This is a genomic window from Amycolatopsis roodepoortensis (assembly GCF_014873915.1).
GTDB lineage: Bacteria > Actinomycetota > Actinomycetes > Mycobacteriales > Pseudonocardiaceae > Amycolatopsis > Amycolatopsis roodepoortensis.
In genome coordinates this window covers 292,413-312,676 of record NZ_JADBEJ010000001.1, presented here as the reverse complement: position 1 = coordinate 312,676, position 20,264 = coordinate 292,413, and the positions used below count along the sequence as shown (strand labels likewise).

At 69.3% G+C, this 20,264-nt stretch carries 18 protein-coding genes; 10 read left to right on the top strand and 8 right to left on the bottom strand.

The window, feature by feature from the left end; genetic code table 11:
- The first annotated feature begins 64 nt into the window (after positions 1 to 64).
- The 3 genes from eccCa (at position 65) to H4W30_RS01505 (ending at position 6,453) form a co-directional block, all read left to right on the top strand.
- A complete protein-coding gene (eccCa, locus tag H4W30_RS01515) occupies positions 65 to 4,006 on the top strand; it encodes a type VII secretion protein EccCa (protein WP_192741124.1) in 3,942 nt (1,313 codons plus the stop codon).
- 9 nt (positions 4,007 to 4,015) lie between these two features.
- Entirely contained in the window at positions 4,016 to 4,975 is a 960-nt protein-coding gene (locus H4W30_RS01510; protein ID WP_225948716.1) for a serine hydrolase domain-containing protein, read from the top strand.
- A 440-nt stretch (positions 4,976 to 5,415) separates the two neighbouring features.
- Positions 5,416 to 6,453: an HNH endonuclease signature motif containing protein gene (locus tag H4W30_RS01505; protein ID WP_378233845.1), complete on the top strand. Its 1,038-nt coding sequence runs from the start codon at positions 5,416 to 5,418 to the stop codon at positions 6,451 to 6,453.
- A 287-nt stretch (positions 6,454 to 6,740) separates the two neighbouring features.
- Here the strand turns inward: H4W30_RS01505 and H4W30_RS01500 are convergent, their stop codons facing one another.
- Together H4W30_RS01500 and cpt are read right to left on the bottom strand one after the other, a co-directional pair.
- Positions 6,741 to 7,550, bottom strand: coding sequence for an inositol monophosphatase family protein (locus H4W30_RS01500; protein WP_318780504.1), 810 nt, complete (start codon positions 7,548 to 7,550; stop codon positions 6,741 to 6,743).
- A 34-nt stretch (positions 7,551 to 7,584) separates the two neighbouring features.
- Positions 7,585 to 8,106, bottom strand: a complete 522-nt coding sequence (cpt, locus tag H4W30_RS01495; protein WP_318780503.1) for a chloramphenicol phosphotransferase CPT — start codon at positions 8,104 to 8,106, stop codon at positions 7,585 to 7,587.
- Positions 8,107 to 8,308: 202 nt separating this feature from the next.
- Here cpt and H4W30_RS01490 point away from each other — a divergent pair, with 202 nt between their 5' ends.
- Positions 8,309 to 9,007 carry a S1 family peptidase gene (locus tag H4W30_RS01490; RefSeq protein WP_192742374.1) on the top strand — a complete coding sequence of 233 codons (699 nt, stop codon included), beginning with the start codon at positions 8,309 to 8,311 and terminating at the stop codon, positions 9,005 to 9,007.
- A gap of 61 nt (positions 9,008 to 9,068) precedes the next feature.
- Here the strand turns inward: H4W30_RS01490 and H4W30_RS01485 are convergent, their stop codons facing one another.
- The gene (locus tag H4W30_RS01485) at positions 9,069 to 9,815 is read right to left on the bottom strand and encodes a hypothetical protein (protein ID WP_318780502.1); all 747 of its coding nucleotides are present in this window, start codon (positions 9,813 to 9,815) and stop codon (positions 9,069 to 9,071) included.
- Between the two features lie 67 nt (positions 9,816 to 9,882).
- Positions 9,883 to 10,836, bottom strand: coding sequence for a hypothetical protein (locus H4W30_RS01480; RefSeq protein ID WP_225948714.1), 954 nt, complete (start codon positions 10,834 to 10,836; stop codon positions 9,883 to 9,885).
- A 230-nt stretch (positions 10,837 to 11,066) separates the two neighbouring features.
- Here H4W30_RS01480 and H4W30_RS01475 point away from each other — a divergent pair, with 230 nt between their 5' ends.
- From H4W30_RS01475 to H4W30_RS01450, 6 genes are all read left to right on the top strand, one after another.
- Positions 11,067 to 11,408 (top strand): WXG100 family type VII secretion target, encoded by a 342-nt coding sequence (locus H4W30_RS01475; protein WP_076153289.1) that lies wholly within the window; start codon positions 11,067 to 11,069, stop codon positions 11,406 to 11,408.
- 21 nt (positions 11,409 to 11,429) lie between these two features.
- Positions 11,430 to 11,732 (top strand): hypothetical protein, encoded by a 303-nt coding sequence (locus tag H4W30_RS01470; protein WP_005155348.1) that lies wholly within the window; start codon positions 11,430 to 11,432, stop codon positions 11,730 to 11,732.
- Between the two features lie 114 nt (positions 11,733 to 11,846).
- Positions 11,847 to 12,251, top strand: a complete 405-nt coding sequence (locus H4W30_RS01465) for a hypothetical protein (RefSeq protein ID WP_192741122.1) — start codon at positions 11,847 to 11,849, stop codon at positions 12,249 to 12,251.
- Positions 12,248 to 13,567 (top strand): WXG100 family type VII secretion target, encoded by a 1,320-nt coding sequence (locus H4W30_RS01460; protein WP_192741121.1) that lies wholly within the window; start codon positions 12,248 to 12,250, stop codon positions 13,565 to 13,567. The genes H4W30_RS01465 and H4W30_RS01460 overlap by 4 nt, the downstream gene beginning before the upstream one ends.
- Before the next feature lie 30 nt (positions 13,568 to 13,597).
- Complete coding sequence (locus H4W30_RS01455; RefSeq protein WP_192742372.1) at positions 13,598 to 14,944, top strand: alpha/beta hydrolase; 1,347 nt, start codon at positions 13,598 to 13,600, stop codon at positions 14,942 to 14,944.
- A 10-nt stretch (positions 14,945 to 14,954) separates the two neighbouring features.
- Complete coding sequence (locus H4W30_RS01450; RefSeq protein WP_192741120.1) at positions 14,955 to 15,332, top strand: hypothetical protein; 378 nt, start codon at positions 14,955 to 14,957, stop codon at positions 15,330 to 15,332.
- Between the two features lie 64 nt (positions 15,333 to 15,396).
- Here the strand turns inward: H4W30_RS01450 and H4W30_RS01445 are convergent, their stop codons facing one another.
- Genes H4W30_RS01445 through nadA form a run of 4 tightly spaced genes read right to left on the bottom strand, consistent with a single transcriptional unit; the run spans position 15,397 to position 20,162 of the window.
- Positions 15,397 to 16,566 carry a S8 family serine peptidase gene (locus tag H4W30_RS01445; RefSeq protein ID WP_192741119.1) on the bottom strand — a complete coding sequence of 390 codons (1,170 nt, stop codon included), beginning with the start codon at positions 16,564 to 16,566 and terminating at the stop codon, positions 15,397 to 15,399.
- Between the two features lie 46 nt (positions 16,567 to 16,612).
- Positions 16,613 to 17,503 carry a carboxylating nicotinate-nucleotide diphosphorylase gene (gene nadC, locus H4W30_RS01440; protein WP_192741118.1) on the bottom strand — a complete coding sequence of 297 codons (891 nt, stop codon included), beginning with the start codon at positions 17,501 to 17,503 and terminating at the stop codon, positions 16,613 to 16,615.
- On the bottom strand, positions 17,500 to 19,155 hold the full coding sequence (locus H4W30_RS01435) for an L-aspartate oxidase (protein ID WP_192741117.1): 1,656 nt from the start codon (positions 19,153 to 19,155) through the stop codon (positions 17,500 to 17,502). The genes nadC and H4W30_RS01435 overlap by 4 nt, the downstream gene beginning before the upstream one ends.
- Entirely contained in the window at positions 19,152 to 20,162 is a 1,011-nt protein-coding gene (gene nadA / locus H4W30_RS01430; protein WP_063277377.1) for a quinolinate synthase NadA, read from the bottom strand. The genes H4W30_RS01435 and nadA overlap by 4 nt, the downstream gene beginning before the upstream one ends.
- Positions 20,163 to 20,264: the final 102 nt, after the last annotated feature.

The following is a 20,264-nucleotide window of genomic DNA, read 5'->3' as shown; positions in this document are numbered from 1 at the left end:
CAACGGCGGCACGAGTGGCCAGAATGATCGGCAGGATTACCCACAAGCGGCCAGAAAGACCCTGATGAGCGCCACTCGCGACCGCCTGCCGGCCCTGGGCGAGCAGCCCGGTGAGATCGTCCTGCAGTCCCCGCCGATGCTGCCGAAGGGCTCCTCCGGCGGAGCCATGCAGCTGCTGATGTTCATGCCGATGATGCTGGGCATGGGCGCCATGTCGTTCGTCTACATCGGACGCGACGGCGGCGTGATGACCTACATCTTCGGCGCGTTGTTCCTCACCGCGATGGCGGGCATGGTGGTGATGTCGCTCGGCCGCGGCGGCGCGCAGAAGAAGGCGCAGATCAACGAGGAACGCCGGGACTACCAGCGGTATCTGACCGGGTTGCGCGGCCAGGTCCGGGACATCGCGGACAACCAGCGCGCGGCGATGACGGCGCTGCAACCCGATCCGGCGGATCTGTGGGCCTGCGTCGAGACGGGCAGGCTGTGGGATCGGCGGCGGTCCGACGCGCAGTTCGGGCAGGTGCGGATCGGGACGGGGCCGCAGCGGCTGGCGACCCCGCTGAAGGCGCCGCAGACCGTCCCGCTGGAAGACCTCGACCCGGTGTGCTCGACGAACCTCAAGCACTTCATCCGCACCTATTCGACGGTCGACGGGCTCCCGGTCGCGGTCTCGCTCCGGTCGTTCGCGCAGGTCAGTCTGTCCGGCCGGCGCCCGGACACGCTCGGGACCGCGCGTGCGCTGCTGACCCAGCTCGCCACCTTCCACGCGCCCGGCGACCTGCGGATCGCGTTGTGCGTCAAGGACGATCGGCTGCACGACTGGGAATGGGCGAAGTGGCTGCCGCACGTCGCCTCCACCGCCGCCGACGCCGCCGGCCCGCGGCGGCTGGTCGACTCCGGTGCCGGGAAGCTCGCCGAACTCCTCGGCCCCGACCTCGGCGACCGGCCCGCGTTCACCCGGCGGCCGGACGCCCGGCTGGACCTGCCGCATATCGTCGTGATCGTGGACGGCGGGCACACCCACGGCGACACGCGGCTCGTCGCCGAAGAGGGCAAGCTCGGTGTCACCGTGATCGAGATCGGCACGGAGCAGCCACGGGCGGTCTCGTCGGAACGGCTGCTGAGCCTGCACATGAGCCCGGAGCAGCTCGGGATGGTCGTCGGCGACGGGACCGAGCAACGGCTCGGCTTCCTCGGCAAGCCGGACACCTTGGACCGCGGGGCCGCCGAGGCGCTGTCCCGCATGCTGACGCCGCTGTTCCAGGGCGCGGCGGTGGTCAGCGAGGCGCCGATGTCGGCGACGTTCGGGCTGGCCGGGCTGCTGGGCATCGGCGATCCGCGCGACACCGATACCGAGGTCACCTGGGCACCGCGATCCGCGCGGGACCGGCTGCGCATCCCGCTGGGCGTGAACCCCGAGGGCAGGCCGGTCGAACTCGACCTGAAGGAATCGGCCGAAGGCGGGATGGGGCCGCACGGGCTGGTCATCGGCGCGACCGGATCCGGCAAGAGCGAGCTGTTGCGGACGCTGGTCACCGCGCTCGCCGTCACCCATTCGTCGGAAAAGCTGAACCTCGCGCTGATCGACTTCAAGGGTGGCGCGACATTCGCCGGGATGACCGGGCTACCGCACACCTGTGCCGTCATCACCAATCTGTCCGACGATCTCGCGCTGGTCGACCGCATGGCGGACGCGCTGAACGGCGAACTGCTGCGACGTCAGGAACTCCTGCACGCGGCCGGGAACTACGCGTCGGTGCGGGACTACGAAAAGGCCAGGGAATCGGGCGCCAACCTGCGGCCGTTGCCGTCGCTGCTGGTGATCATCGACGAATTCAGCGAGCTGTTGTCCTCGCGGCCGGAGTTCATCGACCTGTTCGTCGCGATCGGGCGGCTGGGCCGGAGCCTCGGGATCCACCTGCTGCTGGCTTCGCAGCGGCTGGAGGAAGGACGGCTGCGCGGGCTGGATTCGCACCTGTCCTACCGGATCGGCCTGCGGACGTTCTCCGCGTCGGAAAGCCGTGCGGTGCTCGGTGTCGCCGACGCCTACCAGCTGCCGCCGGTGCCGGGTTCGGCGTATCTGAAGTCCGACAACGACACCCTCATCCGGCTCAAGGCCGCGTACGTCTCGGGGGAACTGCCGCCGCGCAGCAAGATCGTGCGCAAGGACGGGCAGAGTCTCGGGCTGATGCCGTTCACGCTGGCGCCGGTGGAGATCCCGGTGACCGTCGAAGCCGAGGAACCGGTCGAGAAGGGCACCGGCGAGACGATCATCGGCGCGATGATCTCGCGGATCGAAGGCAAAGGCCCGGAAGCGCACCAGATCTGGCTTCCGCCGCTCGCCGAACCGCCCACCCTGGACCAGCTGCTGCCGCCGCTCGGTGAAGACCCCGAACGCGGCCTGTGCCCGCTCGGCTGGGGCGGGAACGGCAAGCTGATGATCCCGGTCGCGCTGGTGGACAAGCCCTTCGAACAACGGCGCGACATGTTGTGGGCCGATTTCTCCGGTGCCGCCGGGCACGCGCTGATCGTCGGGGCGCCGCAGAGCGGCAAGAGCACCCTGATGCGGGACATCGCCGCGATGCTCGCGCTCACCCATACGCCGGAAGAGGTCCAGCTGTTCGTGCTGGACATGGGTGGTGGCGCGCTGGCGCCGATCGCCGGGCTGCCCCACGTGTCCGGCTACGCGACCCGGCGCGACGCCCAGCGCTGCCGCCGGGTGGTGGCGGAACTGACGACGCTGCTCGAACAGCGCGAGGAGTTCTTCTCCGCCAACGGGATCGAATCGATCACGACGTTCCGCCAGCGACGTTCGGAATTCCGGGAGAGCACGGAAGGCCGCGAGTTCGGCGACGTCTTCCTGTTCGTGGACAACTGGACCACGATCCGCCAGGAATACGAGCAGCTGGAGGAACAGATCACCAGCCTTGCCTCGCGCGGGCTCGGTTTCGGCATCCACGTCGTCGTCTCGATCAACCAATGGATGGGCATGCGGGCGACGTTGCGCGACGCCATCGGCACGAAGTTCGAACTGCGGCTCGGTGAACCGGCGGACTCGCTGATCGACCGCAAGATCGCGCAGAACGTCCCCGCGGACAGGCCGGGCCGAGGGCTGACGGCGGACAAGCTCCACTTTCTCGCGGCGCTGCCGCGGATCGACTCGGACCAGCGCCCGGACACCATCGGCGCCGGTGGCCTGGACCTGAACCGCCGGATTTCGGCGGCGTGGAAGGGTGCGGCGGCGCCGCAGGTCCGGCTGCTGCCTCCCGAGGTCCCGCTGGACTCGTTGGAAGCCGGGCCGCGCAAGCAGATCACGCTCGGCATCGCGGAATCGAACCTGCGGCCGGTGTATCTCGATTTCGCCACCGAACCGCACTTCCTGGCCTTCGGTGACGTGGAGTCGGGCAAGAGCTCGCTGCTGCGCGCGATCGCGCAAGGCATCGTGTCGAAGTACTCGGCGGAAGAGGCCGCGATCGTCGTCGCCGATTATCGGCGAGGGATGCTGGGCGCGGTGCCGGATTCGCATCTGCTCGGCTACGCGGGCTCCGAAACCGTGCTGACCGGGCTGATCGACCAATGTCAGCAGGCCATGCGGAACCGGCTCCCCGGCGCGGACGTCACGCCGGACCAGCTGCGGAACCGGTCTTGGTGGCGGGGGCCGGAACTGTTCGTCCTCGTCGACGACTACGAAATGGTCGCCACCGTTGGCCGCAATCCGTTGCAGCCGCTGCTGGAATTCCTGCCGCAGGCGCGGGACATCGGGCTCCACCTCGTCATCGCGCGCGGCAGCGGCGGTGCCGGGCGTTCGCTGTTCGAGCCTGTGCTGCAACGGATCCGGGAGCTGGGCTCCCCCGGTCTCGTGATGTCCGGGTCGCGGGACGAAGGGGCGCTGCTCGGGGAGGTGAAGCCCGGGCCTCAGCCCGCGGGGCGGGGTGTGCTGGTGTCGCGGCGGCATGGGACGGGGCTGGTGCAGGTGGCTTGGACGAAGCCCGTGGAGGACTAATCTCGGGTCATGGCACTGGATCTGCCCGCTGTCCACGCCGCCGCGGCGGCGCAGGCCGAGCGCGTCACGCCGGGGATCGGCGACATGAACGCGTATCTGGCGAGCCAGGTGAAGGAACGTTCGCATCGTGAGGTGCTGGGGCCGCTGCTGCCGGCGTCCGGAGCCAGCGGGGTGATCCTTCACCGCGGCGAGCGCATCGCCGCGTGGGGTGACCCCGAGACGCCGGAAATGGCCTTCAGCGTCACGAAGAGTGTCGTGTCGATCGTCGCCGGGGTCGCGTTCGATCAGGGCCTGCTCCCCGACCCGCACCGGCCTGTGGCGGACACTGTCGACCTGCCGGAGCTGGCCGGGACCTCGGTCACCTGGCATCACCTGCTGCAGCAGACCAGCGAATGGAACGGGTACCTCTGGGGCAAACCGTCGTGGCTGGACGGCCCTCGCCGCGACGGCACGCCGGGCTCGGCCTGGGAGTACAACGACGTTCGCGTCAACCTCCTTTGCCTGGCCCTCACGCATCTTTTCGCACGTTCCTTGCCTTCGGTGCTGGACGAACACGTCCTCGGCCCGCTCGGCGCGTCCGATACGTGGTCCTGGCACGGCTACCGGAACTCGCTGACCACCATCGGCGACGAGACCGTGCCGGTGGTCAGCGGTGGTGCCCATTGGGGAGGCGGGCTGTGGATCTCCGCCGCCGATCTCGCCCTGCTCTGTCCCCGCGACGGATTGCTCAGCGAAAGCTGGATCGAGCGCAGTTGGACGCCCTGTCCGCTGAAGCCGGACTACGGCTATCTCTGGTGGCTCAACCCGTTCCCGTCCACGCCGTCGACCGGTCGTGCCGCACGTGGTAATGCCGATCAGCACATGTTGTGGGTCGACCCGAGTCGGGATCTCGTCATCGTGTCCCGGTGGGGGCGGGGGGTCGAGGAACTCGTGCGGGCTGTTTCGGAGGCTGTTCCTGTGGTGGGGTGACTTCCCGCCTTTGCTTTGTCGAGGGATGCGCAGTTCTGTATGAGGGAACGCGGGATTAGGTCTCTTTGTTGCACACGGTCTTCTCGCGAAGCAGCACAGCAACGGGGTGAGCCGATCCGAAGTCTGTGCTTTTCAGGTGGTTCGGAATGCGTCGCCACTGATTGCCAAGTCAGGCCGACCTGTCCATCTGCCCCTTTGCAGCTTCTCATCGGTGGCCGCAAACCTAATCTCGGACACTTTCCTCGAACCTATCGATCCAGTGGCGGTCGAACTGGTGTTCGAGTATGATCTTGGTCATGACCACTTCTTTTGCTTTTAATCCGAAAGCTGCTCGTCTTCTTGATGCCGCGTTTGATGAGGAGGTTGTGCTTCGTCGTGCGCAGGGGCGGCAGGTGCGTTCGATAGCGGGTTTCGCTGGGGTGGGTGGTTCGCGAAGATCGGTGACCGAGGAGGTCGCGCTGGTCTTCTCGGTCTCTCGTAATCAGGCGTTCCTGTTGGTGGAGACGTCGTGTGCGTTGGTGTCGCGGTTGCCGAATACGTTGGCGGCGTTGGAGAACGGTGATATCGATCTGTTCAAGGCGTCGAAGGTGTCCCAGCTGACCCGGGAGGTGTCGGATGAGGTCGCCGCCCAGGTGGACGCGTGGATGGCCACACGTCTGGCCGGGCGTGACCCGGCCGCGATCCGGAGATCGGTGGATCACGCGGTGCAGAAGTTCGACCCGGACGGCTACCGGGACCGCGCCGTGAAGAAGCGTGCGTTGCGGCATGTGGCGTTGGAGCACGAGGACGAGACCATGTCGAAGCTGTCGGGCTGGCTCCCGGCCGAGGTGGCGAGTTCGATTTACGCGTCACTGAGCCAGGCGGCGAAGAAACGCCGCCGGACCGACCAGTCCCGGACGTTGGATCAGCACCGGGCGGACATCTTCGCCGAGCGGTTGCTGGCTGAGGATGGCCATGGGACGCCGCGGGCGCATGTCCATGTCTATGTCGACTTGCTGACCCTGATCGGCGCCCGGGAAGATCCCGCGACTCTCGCCGGCTACGGACCGGTTCCCGGGTGGCTCGTGCGCGAGATCGCCGCCGACCCGGACTCGACATGGTCGCGGTTGATCACCGACCCGTTCACCGGGCAACTCCTCGAAGCCAGTCCCGGTACTTACCGGTCCCCGGCGTCACTGGCCAGGTTGATCAAAGCCCGCGACCGGGAATGCACCCACCCCGGCTGCCATCGGCCGGCGGAGTTCTCCGAGATCGACCACATCACCACCTGGGCCCGTCACGGCAACACCGACCACCACAACTGCCACGCCGCCTGCACCATCCACAACCACCTCAAAGAAGAACCCGGCTGGACCACCACCCCCACCAGCAACGGCGGCATGACCATCACCACCCCCACCGGCCACACCTACACCACCACACCCGAACCACTCCACGACCCACGACCCCAACCCGACGACGACACCCCACCCTTCTAACCGACACGGACACGCCTCACGACTACCCGGACACGCGACGGGTAGCGCACCAACGCGTCTTGGACGCGTGCGCGGTACAGATCCCGCGCGCGCCTACGCCGGTGTCCGGTCCGAAGTCCGGCGCGACAGCAGAGTCCGGCAGCGCGTCTCGTTCGCACAAGCCGGCTCGGCATACCGCGCAGCGATGTGAAAAGTGTTCGCCTGAGCGGAAACTGCCGCACGTAAGCGAGATAAGAGGGCTGGCGACTCGATCGACCGCCCTCCCGCCTCGATCATGGCCGGTTTGTTCAGTCGTCACGGTGACGTGACACGACGTCGACCAAATCTCGGTGCGTCGCCGGGTCGGCGGCCGCGACCAATCCTTGGATGCCGGTATGGACCGCTTGCCCGGCAAGGTTGGTCACCACACAGCCGGCGGCTTGGCATAGAGCGATACCACTGGTGTAGTGCACGCTGTCCCGCAAGTGCCCATCGGTGACGTAGGCGGCCCGCCGTCCGGCGGCGACCCAGGCCAACGCCAGCGTCGTGGACAAGACGCGCGGACGGAAGCGGCCGGCGAAAGCGTCGTCCGTCAGCATCCGGGCCGCGCGGAAGGAGGCCGCGTTGGGGAACGGCGGGTCGAGATTGACATCCACGAGTCCATCGCCCGCCGCAGGCGTCAGGGGCTCGTCGCGGCTGTCGCGGCGGAGGGCAGCCCAGCCGTCGCCCGCCCAGAACACCTCACCGGACAAGGGGTCCGCCGACACCGCCACGGTCACGTCGTTCCCGATACGCAGTGCGATGTTCACCGCCACCAGTGGGGTATGCGCCGCGTAGTTCACCGTCCCGCACAGCGGGTCTACCAGCCAGGTCCGGGCCCCGTCCCCCTCGTCCGCCCCGTATTCCTCACCGAGGATCACATCGCGAGGGCATGCTTCCCGCAAACTCCTCCGGATCACGCGCTCCGCGGCGAGATCCACCCCGGTGGCGAAATCTCCGCCGCACTTTCCGAATCGCTCGACCGCGCCACCGTAAGCACGCCGGATCACCTCACACGCGGCGTTCACAGCCCGGATCGCCACCTCCACGTCGGAACCGGCCGTCATCGTCGTGACCACAGGGCACCACCCGTCTCCAGCCCACCCACCGAAATCACCCGACCCGAGCCGCGATCTCCCGCGCACAAACCAAAGCTTCCTTCACCCCGCTGTCCACCTCAAGGTCGTAAACCACGCCCCGATGCACGATTTCGGCCTGCGCCTCCGCCATCCCCGTGACCCGATCTCCCCGCGCCATCTCCCGCCCGGCGGCGACGACGCCGTCACACCTGACCCCGACCCACAGCACGTCGAGTCCGTTCAACGCGTCCCGCCACCGCCGCTGCGACGCGGCCCCACCGAGGAACGCGTCGTCGATGATGACCCGGGCCCCCGCGCGCACCATCGCCGCGACACCGGCCATCCACGCGTTCTCGATCCGCCGGAAACCGGATCCGACGTTCACCCCACCGTCCGCCGCGAAGTCGATCCCGTCGTCCACGGTGGACGGCATGGCGTCGATCAGGGTGTCCACGCCGAGGGTGAGCCAGGGATCCGGCAATACCGCTTGCAGACACCTGGCGATCCCCGATTTACCCGAACTGGAGCCGCCGTTCAGCACGATCACTGTCGTCACGCGAACACCCTAAACGCCGGCGGGCGAGCTACGGGAATCCGGATACAACGGACGTCCAAGGCAAAAGGCAACATCCGTCCCAATTCCGAATTCGCAAAGGGAGATCACCGACTTCAGTAGGTTACAAAAACCCTTACCGCAGCCTAACTTGGTGAAACCGAAACGGAATCCCCGACGCAGGCTGAAGGGCGTATTCATGCGTATGTCCAAGATCGTCGCCACGGTGGCCGGTGCCGCCGCGGCGCTGACCCTTGCCGCCACCCCCGCCGCGAACGCGGGCCAGGACATCATCGGCGGCGGCACCGTGAGTTCCGCGCCGTGGGGCGCCCAGATCTACTGGGACGACGCCACCGCGTTCGGCGGTTTCAACTGCTCCGGCACGATCATCGCCCCGCAGTGGGTCCTTACCGCGAAGCACTGCCTGAACAAGCCCGGCATGCACGTCAAGGTCGGCAACGTCAACCTGAACCAGGGCACCGAAGCCGACGTCGACCAGCAGAAGGCCGCCCCGAGCGGCGACATCGCCCTCCTGCACCTCACGACCGCAGTCAGCACGACGTACATGAAGCTCGGCACCGCGAACCCGGCCAACGGAACCACCAACCAGATCTACGGCTGGGGCCGTACGCAGGGCAACAACCCGCCGTCGAGCGTTCTGAAGACGGCCGACGTCCGCATCACCGGCACCAGCAGCGACGCGTACGGCGGCCAGGCCATCGCCAGCGTCGGCGTCAACGGTTCGGCCTGGCACGGCGACTCGGGCGGCCCGCAGCTCGCGAACGGCGTCCAGGTCGGTGTCTGCTCGACCGGCAGCAACTCCGGCACGAACCCGCAGGGCACCCAGAACTACGCCAGCGTCGCGGCGAGCCGCGACTGGATCCGCACCACCGCGGGAGTCTGAACCGACGGGAAAGGGCCGTCCGGAAACGAACGGCCCTTTCCTCGCCTGGCAACCGGTTAGCTCAGGAGCACTTCGCCTTCGGGTCGATCATCGACACCGAGCCGACCTTGTCCCCGTTGACGGTGAACTCGAAAACCCACCCCGGCTTCCCGTCGACAGGCATCTGGAACCGGCCGTTGTCACCGGCCTTCAATCCCTTGGCGTCGTAGGCCGCCTTGAGTTCCGCCGGCGACGAACCGGCCCCGACCCCTTCCGCCGTCTTCGCGCCCGGAGGAGCGGCGAGTTCTCGCAACCCGTCCTTGCCGAACGAGGCCCCACCGGCGGCCACGAAGGCCTTGTCGCGTTCCTCCCGCTTGCCCGCCAGATCGGCGGACGCCTGAGCGGCGTCGGCGAACAACCGGGTGTCCGCGGCCGACTTCTCCGCCGCCTTGGCGCTCTCCTCCGCGGAGGCACCCGGCTTGGGCTCCGGATCGGCCTGGAGTTCGTCGGCCTTCTTGTTCAGTTCCTTGGCCTTGGTCTCCGCGTCGGCCTCCGCCTTCATCCGCACCGGGTCGGGTGCCGGGCCGCCGGTGTAGGAGAAATCAGCGCAACCGTCCAAAGTGGACGTCGGTGCCGTGGCGAGCTTCCCGCCCGCCAGCGCGGCGTCCTTTGCCATGCCCAAGGTCAGCCCGCGATATCCCGCCGGACCGAACACCTCGGGCGTCGCCGGAGCGGCCGCGTCGGGAGAAGACCCCGACGAACAGGCCACCCCGCCGATCACTACCACCGTGGCGACGAGCACGACGCCCGTCAACCGTCTACGAGTCACAGTTCCCCCTTTGTCGCCCCGAAAGCTATCGGATCGCGATGAAGGTGCCGAACGGATTTCGCGAAGATCACGTCAGCTGGTGCATCGGCCGCGTAGGCCGGAGCGAAAGTGCCGAACCGGCGGCCACGACGGCGAGAATCCCCGCACCCGCGACCAGCGTCCAGAAATCCGGGTGCACGATGGACTGTCCTCGCTGGGCTTGCCAGGTGAGCAGCACGAGCACCCCGGCGAAGCCCACCGACGCGGTCCGCCCCAGATTCCGCCGCACGAATTCCGATTCGAGCACCGGATACCGCCGGGCGAGCTTGAGCAGCCCGAAGGCCACCAGTGGCAGCACCTGGATCGCGTGGATCCCGAAGAAATGCGGGATCCGCATGTCCCCGCCCACGGTACTCCAGCCCAGCACCGGCAGCCCCGGGCCGCCGTCGGGGACACCGACCGCGTGGGCACCGAGGACCGACGGGCGTTCGCCGGCGCGGAACTGGGCCATCTGCTGTTCGTTCGGCCCGAACATCAGCAGCGCGACGCCGATTCCGGCGACCGACAGCGCGGCACCCGCGCGTAACGCGGAGTTCATCGCCCGGTCGGGAAGACGTTGGAACAGCAGGAGAAGCGCGATGGCCGCCGTCGCTCCCCAGCCGGTGAAGGCGCCGTTCGCGACCATGTTGTTGATCCACTGATCGGCGGGCGTCTCCCGGTTGAAGTGGAGTGTCCGGCCGCGAACGGCGATCTGCCAGAACAGCAACGCCATGTCCAGGCCGAGCCCGGCGGCGAACACCGTCCCGAGCCACCAGCCGAGCCGCTTGCCCCGGTTCAGCTGCCCGATCAGCCATGCCAGCGTCACCGCGTAGAGCCCGACGGAAATCGTGAACTTGAGCGGTTTGAGCCAAATGGGCGCGTTGACGAGGCTGCGGTCGTCGAAAACGAGACCGCCGAGCGCGACGACCCCGAGCACCGCCATCGCCGCCGCCAAGATCATCAACGGTCGATGCAGCACAACCCTGGATCCGTTGTCCACCATGGGATCGAGCGTGCCGGGAAGCTCCGATCCGGACACTGGAGCATTCCCCCAGATCGAGGGTGGGGAAAGCCCTACCACCGACCTGTGGGTAATAGTGCCGTCAGCGCGACCGGCAGTTGTGCCGTTTGACCGCACTCCCCTCTTTTCTAGCGTGTCCTTCACAAGAGCAGACAGGGCGTCCCCTGGTGCTCACCGGGATTTCCAGCGAGATGAGAGGAGGTGGCCCATCAATGACCGGTACGGGATATCAGGCAGACGCAGCTGCGATGGCGCGCGCCGTCCAGGGGTTCGAGGAGACCGCGTCGAACGCCAAGACCACGATGGCCAGCTTGGAGAGCGAGCTGACCCAGACCCTGCACAACTACAAGGGTGACCAGGCGGTCGCGTTCTGGGATCTGCAGCGCCGTCTGCAGGAGAAGATGACCATCGCCGTGAACGAGCTCAACACGATGTCGCGCCTCGTGCACGAGAGCAACCGGAACTACAACTCGGGTGACGAGCAGGTCCGGGAAAGCCTCACCGGGGTCAGCGGAGTCGTCGACCAGACCGTGATCCACCGGCTGAACCCCTGATCCGCGAGAGGACCACCAATCATGGCTGACGTCGTCGAAATCAACTTCGCCGCGCTGCAGCACAGCTCGGCCTCGCTGGCCGCCAAGGCCAAGGCGCTCACGTCCCAGCTCGAACAGCTGCACACCAACCTGCAGCCGATCACCCAGACCTGGTACGCCTCCGGCAGCTCCGCCGGTGAGGCCGCCCGTGCGTCTGAAACCCGCCTGCGCCAGGCCACCGCGGACATCGTGGCGATCATCGCGCAGTTCGGTGGCAAGGTCGGCGACGCCCACGATCTCCAGCACAGCCTGGAGAACCGCAACCAGGGCCTGTTCGCCGGCTGATCGTCCCCATCCGTCGGCCGGCCGGTGCTTTCACCCCCCTCGGCACCGGCCGGCCGGCTTTGCGCGTAGTCGTCCCCCTTGTCGGCGTGGCCGTTCACGAGAGAGCCGGGATCAATGCAAGACCAGTCGTACTACGTCCATCTGGAATCACTGAAGGACTTCGTGCGGGAACTGGAGACCCAGATCCACGCGATGTCCAAGCCGAACGACTTCCTGCTGACCCTGACCGAGCAGCCGCTGCTGTTCGGTGAGTTCGGAGAGGCGGGCTCACTCAACAAGGCGCACCAGGCGGCCGTCGCCGAGATGCAGGGCCTGCTGGACCAGGTCAAGGGCGCGATCACCTTCGCGCAGGACGTCACGACGACCGTTGCCGACGGCTACGCGGCCGCGGACGACTCGGTGGCGGGCGACATCAACCACGCGAGCCAGCAGACCGGGCTGCTCGATCCGTTGCTCAACGTCCTCGGGGGCGTGCTGGGCGGTAACAGCGGCTCGAACGGCGGGGGGAACAAGGGATGACCGAGACCGCGCACACGAACTTCGCCGCGTACTCGCACCAGCAGCTCTACGCGATGCTGCAGGCGGGCGACCCCAACACGGCGCGCCACGCGGCCCACAAATGGCAGTCCACCGGCCTCGGGCTCTTCGAACAGGCCGAGAACCTGACCGGCGAGCTGAAGGAGTTCTCCGGCAACTGGACCGGTGGCGCCGCCGACAAGTACCACACCATGATCAGCGATCTCGTCGGCGGAATCCGCAAGGTCGCCCAGACCGCGCAGGCGATGAACAACCTCCTCGAGGACGCCGCGGACGCGCTGGTGAAGGCCAAGAAGGAGATGCCGCCGCCCGTCGCGGTGCCCGACGTCTCCCCCGCGGATCTCGCGCTGGCCGTCAACCCGCCGCTGCTGCCGCCGGATTCGTCGCAGGCGACGATCATCAACGCCGCGCAGCAGCGGCAGCAGGCCATCGCGAACGTCGAAGCGCAGCAGCAGGCCGCGGGCGCGGCCAGCGCGGCGCACAGCAAGGCGATCGTGGTGATGACCCAGCTCGCGGGCGAGTACTCCACCGCGGAGGAGTCCATTCCGGCCTCACCGAACGCCGTCGCCCCGCCGCCGGTCACCGGTGGCGGCACCGCCCCGGGTGGCTCGGTCGGCAACGACATCGGTGGAACCCCCGGCGTCGGCGTGGTGCCGGGCGACAACACGCATCCGCTGCCGTCCGACGGCTCCACGCCGCCCACCACCGGACAGCCGGGCCAGGTGCCCAAATCGAACCCGCTGTTCGGCGACATGTTCACCGCCGGTCTCGCCGCGGCCTCGGCCGCCGCGTTCGGCCGGTTCGGCTCGATCATGCCGCGGGTGCCCCCGTGGGCGAACGGCAAGAACCCCAAGGACGAGAAGAAGGACGGCGAGATCGTCGGCGGCGGTGCCGGCGGCGCGGGCGCGGGCGCGACCGCGGGCGGCACCGGCGGCGGCATCCCGATCGGCGGTGGCGGAGCGCCGTCGCTGGACGGCGGCGCGATCGGCGCCGGCGGAGGCGGCGGCGGATTCTCCGGTCCCGGTGAGGCCCCGGCGGCGTTCTCCGGTCTGGCGGGCGACGGCGGCTCTGGCAGCGCGATGAGCGGCCTGGCGGGCGGAGCGGCCGGCGCCGCGGGCGCGGCGGCGGCCAAGGGCGCGATGCCGATGATGCCCATGATGCCGATGGGCATGGGCGCGGGCGGCGACATGGGCTCCGGGCGGCGTATCCCGCCGTGGCTCGTGGAGACCGAGAACGTCTGGGGCCAGTCGTCCCCGGTCGCTCCCGCCGTGCTCGGCGAAGAACCCGAACAGTACTGATCGTTTTCCACCAGGAGAGGCGGCTCGGTGATGGCATCCAGTGCGGGCGGTTACCGAGTCGCCCCCGCCAGGCTCGAAGCGGCGGCGGCCGAACTCGAACAGCGCGCCGGCGTGCTCAAGACCGCGCAGACCGCGCTGGCGGGTGAGAACGTCCCCGCCACCGCGTTCGGCCAGGTTTCGGCTTCCGGCGCGGCTTCGGCCACGTACACCAAGACGATCAAGGACGTCGCGGGCAAACTCGACGGCCAGATCACCAAGGCGACGGTGATCCACCAGGGCCTGACGGCCGCGGGCGGCGGATACCGGCGCGCCGACGTCCAGATCGCCGCCGCGTACCGGTCACTCATGCCGGAGAACCCGTTGCCCAAGGCCGGGAATCCGGCAGGCGTCGGCGGCGCGGCCGACACCGGCTCGTGGGCCACCGCGATCGCCGAAAACCGCACGAAGGTCACCGACGCGCTGACCACCGAACGCGAGCGTCTCGCGAACCTCCTGGCTCAGGGCGGAAAAGCCGACGACATCGCGAGCGCGCGCACCCGGATCGCGCTGTACGAGGACATCCTCGCCAACGACCGGCAGATCCTGCGGTTCGACCCGTCCGGAAACGGGCGCATCGCCGAACTGGTCGGCCGCATCGAGCCGGGCACCCGCAACGTCGGCTTGTTCGTCCCCGGCGTCAACACCTCGTTCGGCAACTTCCAGAGTTACGCCGACCTCGGCAAGAGCCTGGTCGCCGCGGACGCCACCGGGCGTACCGCGATGGTGGTCTGGGCCGACGGGGTCTTCCCGCAGAACGTCGTCACGGAAGGGCCGGCCGCGCACTACGCGCAGACGATGGCGCCCGATCTCAAGGCGTTCGGCGACGAACTGCGCGGCCAGATCGACAGCCACGCCGGACCGGGCGTCGTGGTCACCGCCGTCGGGCACAGCTACGGCGGCGCGACCGTGGGGCTCGCCGAGCAGCTCGGCCTGCGGGCCGACCAGGTGCTGCACGTCGAGTCCGCGGGGATGGGCCACGGGATCTGGGGCCCGGACGACCTCCCGGCCAGCCAAGCCGGTGTGCAGCGGTACTCCATGACGGCCCCCTTCGACCCGATCGTGGTGGCACAGGGCAACGCGGGCCTCGTCGAATGGCTCGGCGCCGGGCACGGAGCGGACCCCGACCGCTTCCCCGGCGTCGTCGAACTGGAAACGGGCCGCGACGCGAACGGCGATCTGCAGTGGGGCCTCGAATCCCACAGCGGGGTGCTCAAGCCGGGTTCCGATTCCTGGAACAACATCTACGGTGTGATCACCGGCGGCGCGGTCACCCACGAGGGCTTCACCGGTGGCTCACTGCGCGAGATGGTCATCGAAGGCGTCGGACGAGGCTTGTGAGGGGCTGGACATGATCACCAGGAACACCGAGCTCGACCCGCTGGCCGAGGACCTGACCGCGGTCATCGACGGCGTCGCGGGCACCTTCGGCTCCAGCGCGGAGCGCACCGTGGAAGGCGAGCTGGACTGCGACCCGACGCAGCCGGGCCGGTTGCTCTGCTGGCAGTACGGCCTCCGGGTGGACGACGCGACCGACGCGATCCGCAAACTGGTCGACGTCGTGCTGCCGCTGCTGGAAAGCCAGGGCTGGCGCACCCGCGACCGCAGCAACCCGCGTGAGCTGATCGCCCAGTTCAGCCGCGACGGCGCCGACTTCAACGTGCACGTCTCCCGCGCCGGCGACGGCGTGGCCATCGTGGGCTCGACGGCCTGCGTACCCGTCCCCTAAAACCCCAGGGGGTCGCGAAAGACCTCGTGAGCGGCGGCGGTGTCCCCCAGTACACCGCTGCCGCTCACGAGGCGCGGAACCGCGAAGGCTTCCAGCCCCGGCGCTTGCCCCGCCGGACCGCGGCCACCACCACGCCCGCCGCGATGGCCGCCGCCACCCCGGAGATGGCGAGCACACCGGAGACCTTGTCCGCGTTGGCCCGCGCGGGAGCGGCGGCGGGGACGACGAAGGTGTCCGGGCCCGCGCTCGGCGGCCCTCCCGGGCCGGGCGTGCCGGCCGGGATCGAGGCGGAAACGGCGGCGTAGGCGTCGATCGCGCCCCAGCCCCGCCGGGGGTCGTGCCCACCGCTCGGGCCGCGGTGCGCGGTCAGCGTCAGCCGCGTGACGACCTGCTCGGGTGTCAGCTCCGGGTGATACGCGCGCACGAGCGCGGCGACACCGGCGACGTGCGCGGCGGCCAGGCTCGGGTCACTCACCGGCCACCGGTGCGCCACGGTCCCGCCCGCGCCCGCGGACGTGCTGACCAGTTCGGCGCCGGGCGCGGAGATCCCCACGTAGGAACCGGATTCCGTCTGCACCGCCGCACCGGTCTGATTGGTCGATCCCACCGCGAGCACGCCCGGTGTCGCGGTCGGATAGGAGGTCTGGCCCTGTTGCGTCCCCGCGGCGGGAGAGACGATCAAGGCGCCTTTCTCCTTGGCACGCGACACGGCACCGGTCAACGCTGGGCTGTCGGAGGCGGCCGGGACGGCGATCAGGATGATCCCGGCGCCGCGGTTCAGCGCGGTTTCGATGGCGCCCGCGAGCTGCCCGGGGTCGCCGCCGCCGTTCACCTGGGTGTAGCGGATCGGCAGGATCTTGGCGCCCGGCGCGATCCCGGTGAACGTCGTGGACGGATCCGGTTGCGCGCCGACGATCCCGGCCGCGATGGTGCCCCGGCCGTCGCAGTCGTCGGCCTGGGTGCCCTGGCCGCCGAGGAGCTGGCCGGGCGCGAACTGGCCGTTGCCGCCGTCGACCCCGGTGCCGATCACCGCGACCAGCTGGCCGGTGCCGCGGGAGAGCGGCCAGATCCGCACGGGATCGATCAGCCGCTGTCCCCACGGGACGGCCGCGGTGTAGGTGCCCGTCGGGTTCGCACACTGCTCGGCGACCGCCGTCGACGGGACGGGGGTGCCGAGCAGTGCCACGAAACCGACGCATCCCGCGACGGCACTTTTACCGGCAAAGCCCACCATTCCTCCAGAATTCCCTTGTCACACAAGGGAATTCTAGTGCCGCACGTCAGCGCAGGTCCATCCCGAGGTCGAGTGCGGGCGAGGAATGCGTGAGTGCTCCGACGGCGAGGAAATCCACACCGGACTCCGCGTACGCCCGCGCGACGTCCAGCCGCAGACCACCCGAGGATTCCAGGCGGGTCTTCGGTGAAACCTCGTCGCGCCGGTCGACGGCCTTCGCGCATTCGTCGGGCGTGAAGTTGTCCAGCAGTACCTCGTCGGCCCCCGCGGCGAGCGCCTCGTCCAGCTGGGCCAGGTCGTCGACCTCGACCTCGCAATGCAGTTCGGGCGCGTGCTCGCGCGCGGCCGCGAGCGCGGCGGTCACCGAACCGGCGGCGACCACGTGGTTGTCCTTGATCAGCACCGCGTCGCCGAGCCCGAGCCGGTGGTTCACCCCGCCGCCGGCGCGCACGGCGTACTTCTCCAGCAACCGCAACCCAGGCAGCGTCTTGCGGGAATCCCTGATCCGGCAACCGGTTCCCTCCACGGCGCGCACCCAGGCGGCGGTCGCGGTGGCGATACCGGACAGGTGGCACAGCAGGTTCAGCGCGGTGCGTTCGGCGGTGAGCAGGCCGCGCACCGGCCCCCGCACGACCAGGGCGGGCTCCCCGGCGGTCAGCCGGTCGCCGTCGTCACGGGCGGCCAGGATCTCCAGGCCCGGGCCGAGCACGACGTCGAACACCGCCAGCGCCACCGGGATCCCGGCGACCACACCGGCCGTCCTCGGCGTGAGCTCGGCCAGCGCGCGAGCGGATTCGGACACGGTGGCGTTCGTCGTCGCGTCGGGCCCGTACCGCAGATCCTCGGCCAGCGCCGTCGTGACGACACGGTGCACATCGGCGGCGTCGAGACCGTGATCGGCCAGCGCCTCGACCACCCACGGGGAGAATTCGGTCATGCCACACCCTCCAAAGCGATCGGATCGGCCAGCACCGGCTGCCCCGACGGGCTGAGCCGGATGAGCTGACCGCGTTGCCAGACGTCGTCGTCGCGTCCGGGGAAATCGGTCCGCACGTGACAGCCGCGGGACTCCGTCCGGCGCGCCGCCGCCGCGACCAGTGCCTCCGCCACCAAGGTGAGCGCCGCGTCCTCGACGACCCGAGGAGTCCACAAAGGACTCTCACTGACCGAAAGGTCCAGCACCGAGCCCACGACCGAAAGACCTTCGGCGTCCCGGCCGATGGCGGCGTACCGGCTCATCGCCCGCTGCAACGCGTCGCGATCGGCCACCGCGACCTTCGCCGGGGGCACGAGCACACCGCGACGCGGATCGCCCAGCAATCCGGCGGCGAGATCGATGGCGACCGCTTCCGCCACTCGCTGCCCCACCACCAGTCCTTCGAGCAAACTGTTGGAGGCCAGGCGATTCGCGCCGTGCAGACCGGTCCTGGCGACCTCACCCGCCGCGTAGAGACCGCGGACGCCGGAGCGTCCGTCCACAGTGGTCACCACACCACCGCAGGCGAAATGCGCCGCGGGCGTGACCGGGATCGGTTCCTTCGCCGGGTCCAGCCCGATCGCCGCGCACGCCGCGTGCACGGTCGGGAACCGCTTGGCGAAACCGGAGATCCCTGTCGCGTCGAGGAAAACGTGGTCGTCGACCCCACCGGGAGCCTGCACCATCCGGCGGGTGATAGCCGCCGAGACCACGTCCCGTGGCGCGAGATCGCCGAGCGGGTGGACTCCCCGCATCACCGGAGCGCCCGTCGTGTCGTGCAACGTCGCGCCTTCACCGCGCACCGCCTCGGTGACCAGCGGAAGACGGCCGCGCGCACCGGGCGTGAACAGGACCGTCGGATGGAACTGGACGAACTCGACGTCCGCGACCTGCGCCCCCGCGCGCAACGCGAGCGCCAGCCCGTCGCCGGTGGCGATCTCCGGATTCGACGTCGCCTGGTAGAGCTGCCCCAGCCCGCCGCTGGCCAGCAGCACCGCCGGCGCACGGACGACGCCGGGCACCCCGTTGTGGTCCAGGACGGTCACGCCGACGACCTCGCCCGCGGGCGTGCGGATCGCGTCGACGGCGATGTGGTGCTCCAGCACCGGGATCCGCCGGTCACCGGCCGTCGCGACCAGCGTCCGCTCGACCTCCGCGCCGGTCGCGTCGCCACCCGCGTGGATGACGCGGAACGCGCTGTGCCCGCCTTCCCGCGTGCGGGCCAGTTCGGGCCGCCCTTCGGCAGCCGGGTCGAAATGCGCACCTTCGGCGCGCAAGCGGGCCACCGCGGCCGGGCCGCCGGCGATGATCGACCGGACGGCGTCCTCGTCGCAGAGCCCGGCGCCGGCGGTGAGGGTGTCCTCGGCGTGCTTGCCGACCGAATCGCCTCGCTCGTGTTCACCCTCCAGGACGACCGCGATACCGCCCTGGGCCCACCGGGTGTTGCCGTCGGAGACCGTCGCCTTGGTGACCACCAGGACGTGCAGCCCGAGCTCCCGCGCGCGCAGCGCCGCGGTGAGCCCCGCGACGCCGCTGCCGATCACCACGAGATCGGCGGCGGCCTCCCAGACCGGGTGGGTTTTCGCCTGAAGGGCAGTAACCGGGTCGGTCATTCTCCGCCGCCAGGCTGCCCGATCTCGATCATGCGCTGCACGGAAGCGCGGGCACGGGCGGCGGTCTCGGCGTCGACGTGGACCTCGTCGGCACCCTCACGCAGCGACCGCAGCAGGGCGGCAGGCGTGATCATCTTCATGTACCGGCAGGACGCCCGGTCGTTCACCGCGCGGAAGTCGATCTCCGGCGCGGCCTTGCGCAGCTGGTGGATCATCCCGATCTCGGTGGCCACGAGCACCGACTTCGCCTTGGTGTCGCGGGCGGCGTGGACCATGTCGCCGGTCGAGAGGATCTTGACCCGCTCGGGGGCGACGGCGCCCTCGCCGGCGAGGTACAGCGCCGAGGTCGCGCAGCCGCATTCCGGGTGGATGAACAGGTCGGCGTCCGGGTTCTCCGAGGCGCGCTCGGCCAGCTCGGCGCCGTTGATCCCGGCGTGCACGTGGCACTCCCCGGCCCAGATGTGCATGTTCTCCCGGCCGGTCACGCGTTTGACGTGCGCGCCGAGGAACTGGTCCGGCAGGAAGAGAACCTCCTGGTCGGCGGGGATGGAGGCGACCACGTCGACGGCGTTCGACGACGTGCAGCAGATGTCGGTCTCCGCCTTGACCTCGGCCGTGGTGTTCACGTACGACACGACGACCGCGCCCGGGTGCTCGGCCTTCCAGGCGCGCAGTTCGGCGCCGGTGATCGAGTCCGCGAGCGAGCAGCCCGCCCGCGCGTCCGGGATCAGGACCGTCTTCTCGGGTGCCAGGATCTTCGCCGTCTCGGCCATGAAGTGCACGCCGCAGAAGACGATGGTGGACGCGTCGCTGCTCGCCGCGATACGGCTCAGCGCGAGGGAGTCGCCGGTGAAATCGGCGATGTCCTGGATCTCGGGGACCTGGTAGTTGTGCGCGAGCAGGACGGCGTCGCGTTTGCGCGCGAGGCTCCGCACCTCCTCCGCCCAAGCCGCGTCGGCGACCACGCCACCGTACGGAGTCAAATCGTTCTGCAGGGTGCTCGTCATGGTTCTGGCCCTCCTGGACCTGTCTCCGGTTTTCGCCTTATAATCGAAAACCGTGCGAAGTCATCTTAACACCCAGACCCCCCTCGCCCACGAGGTCTTGGG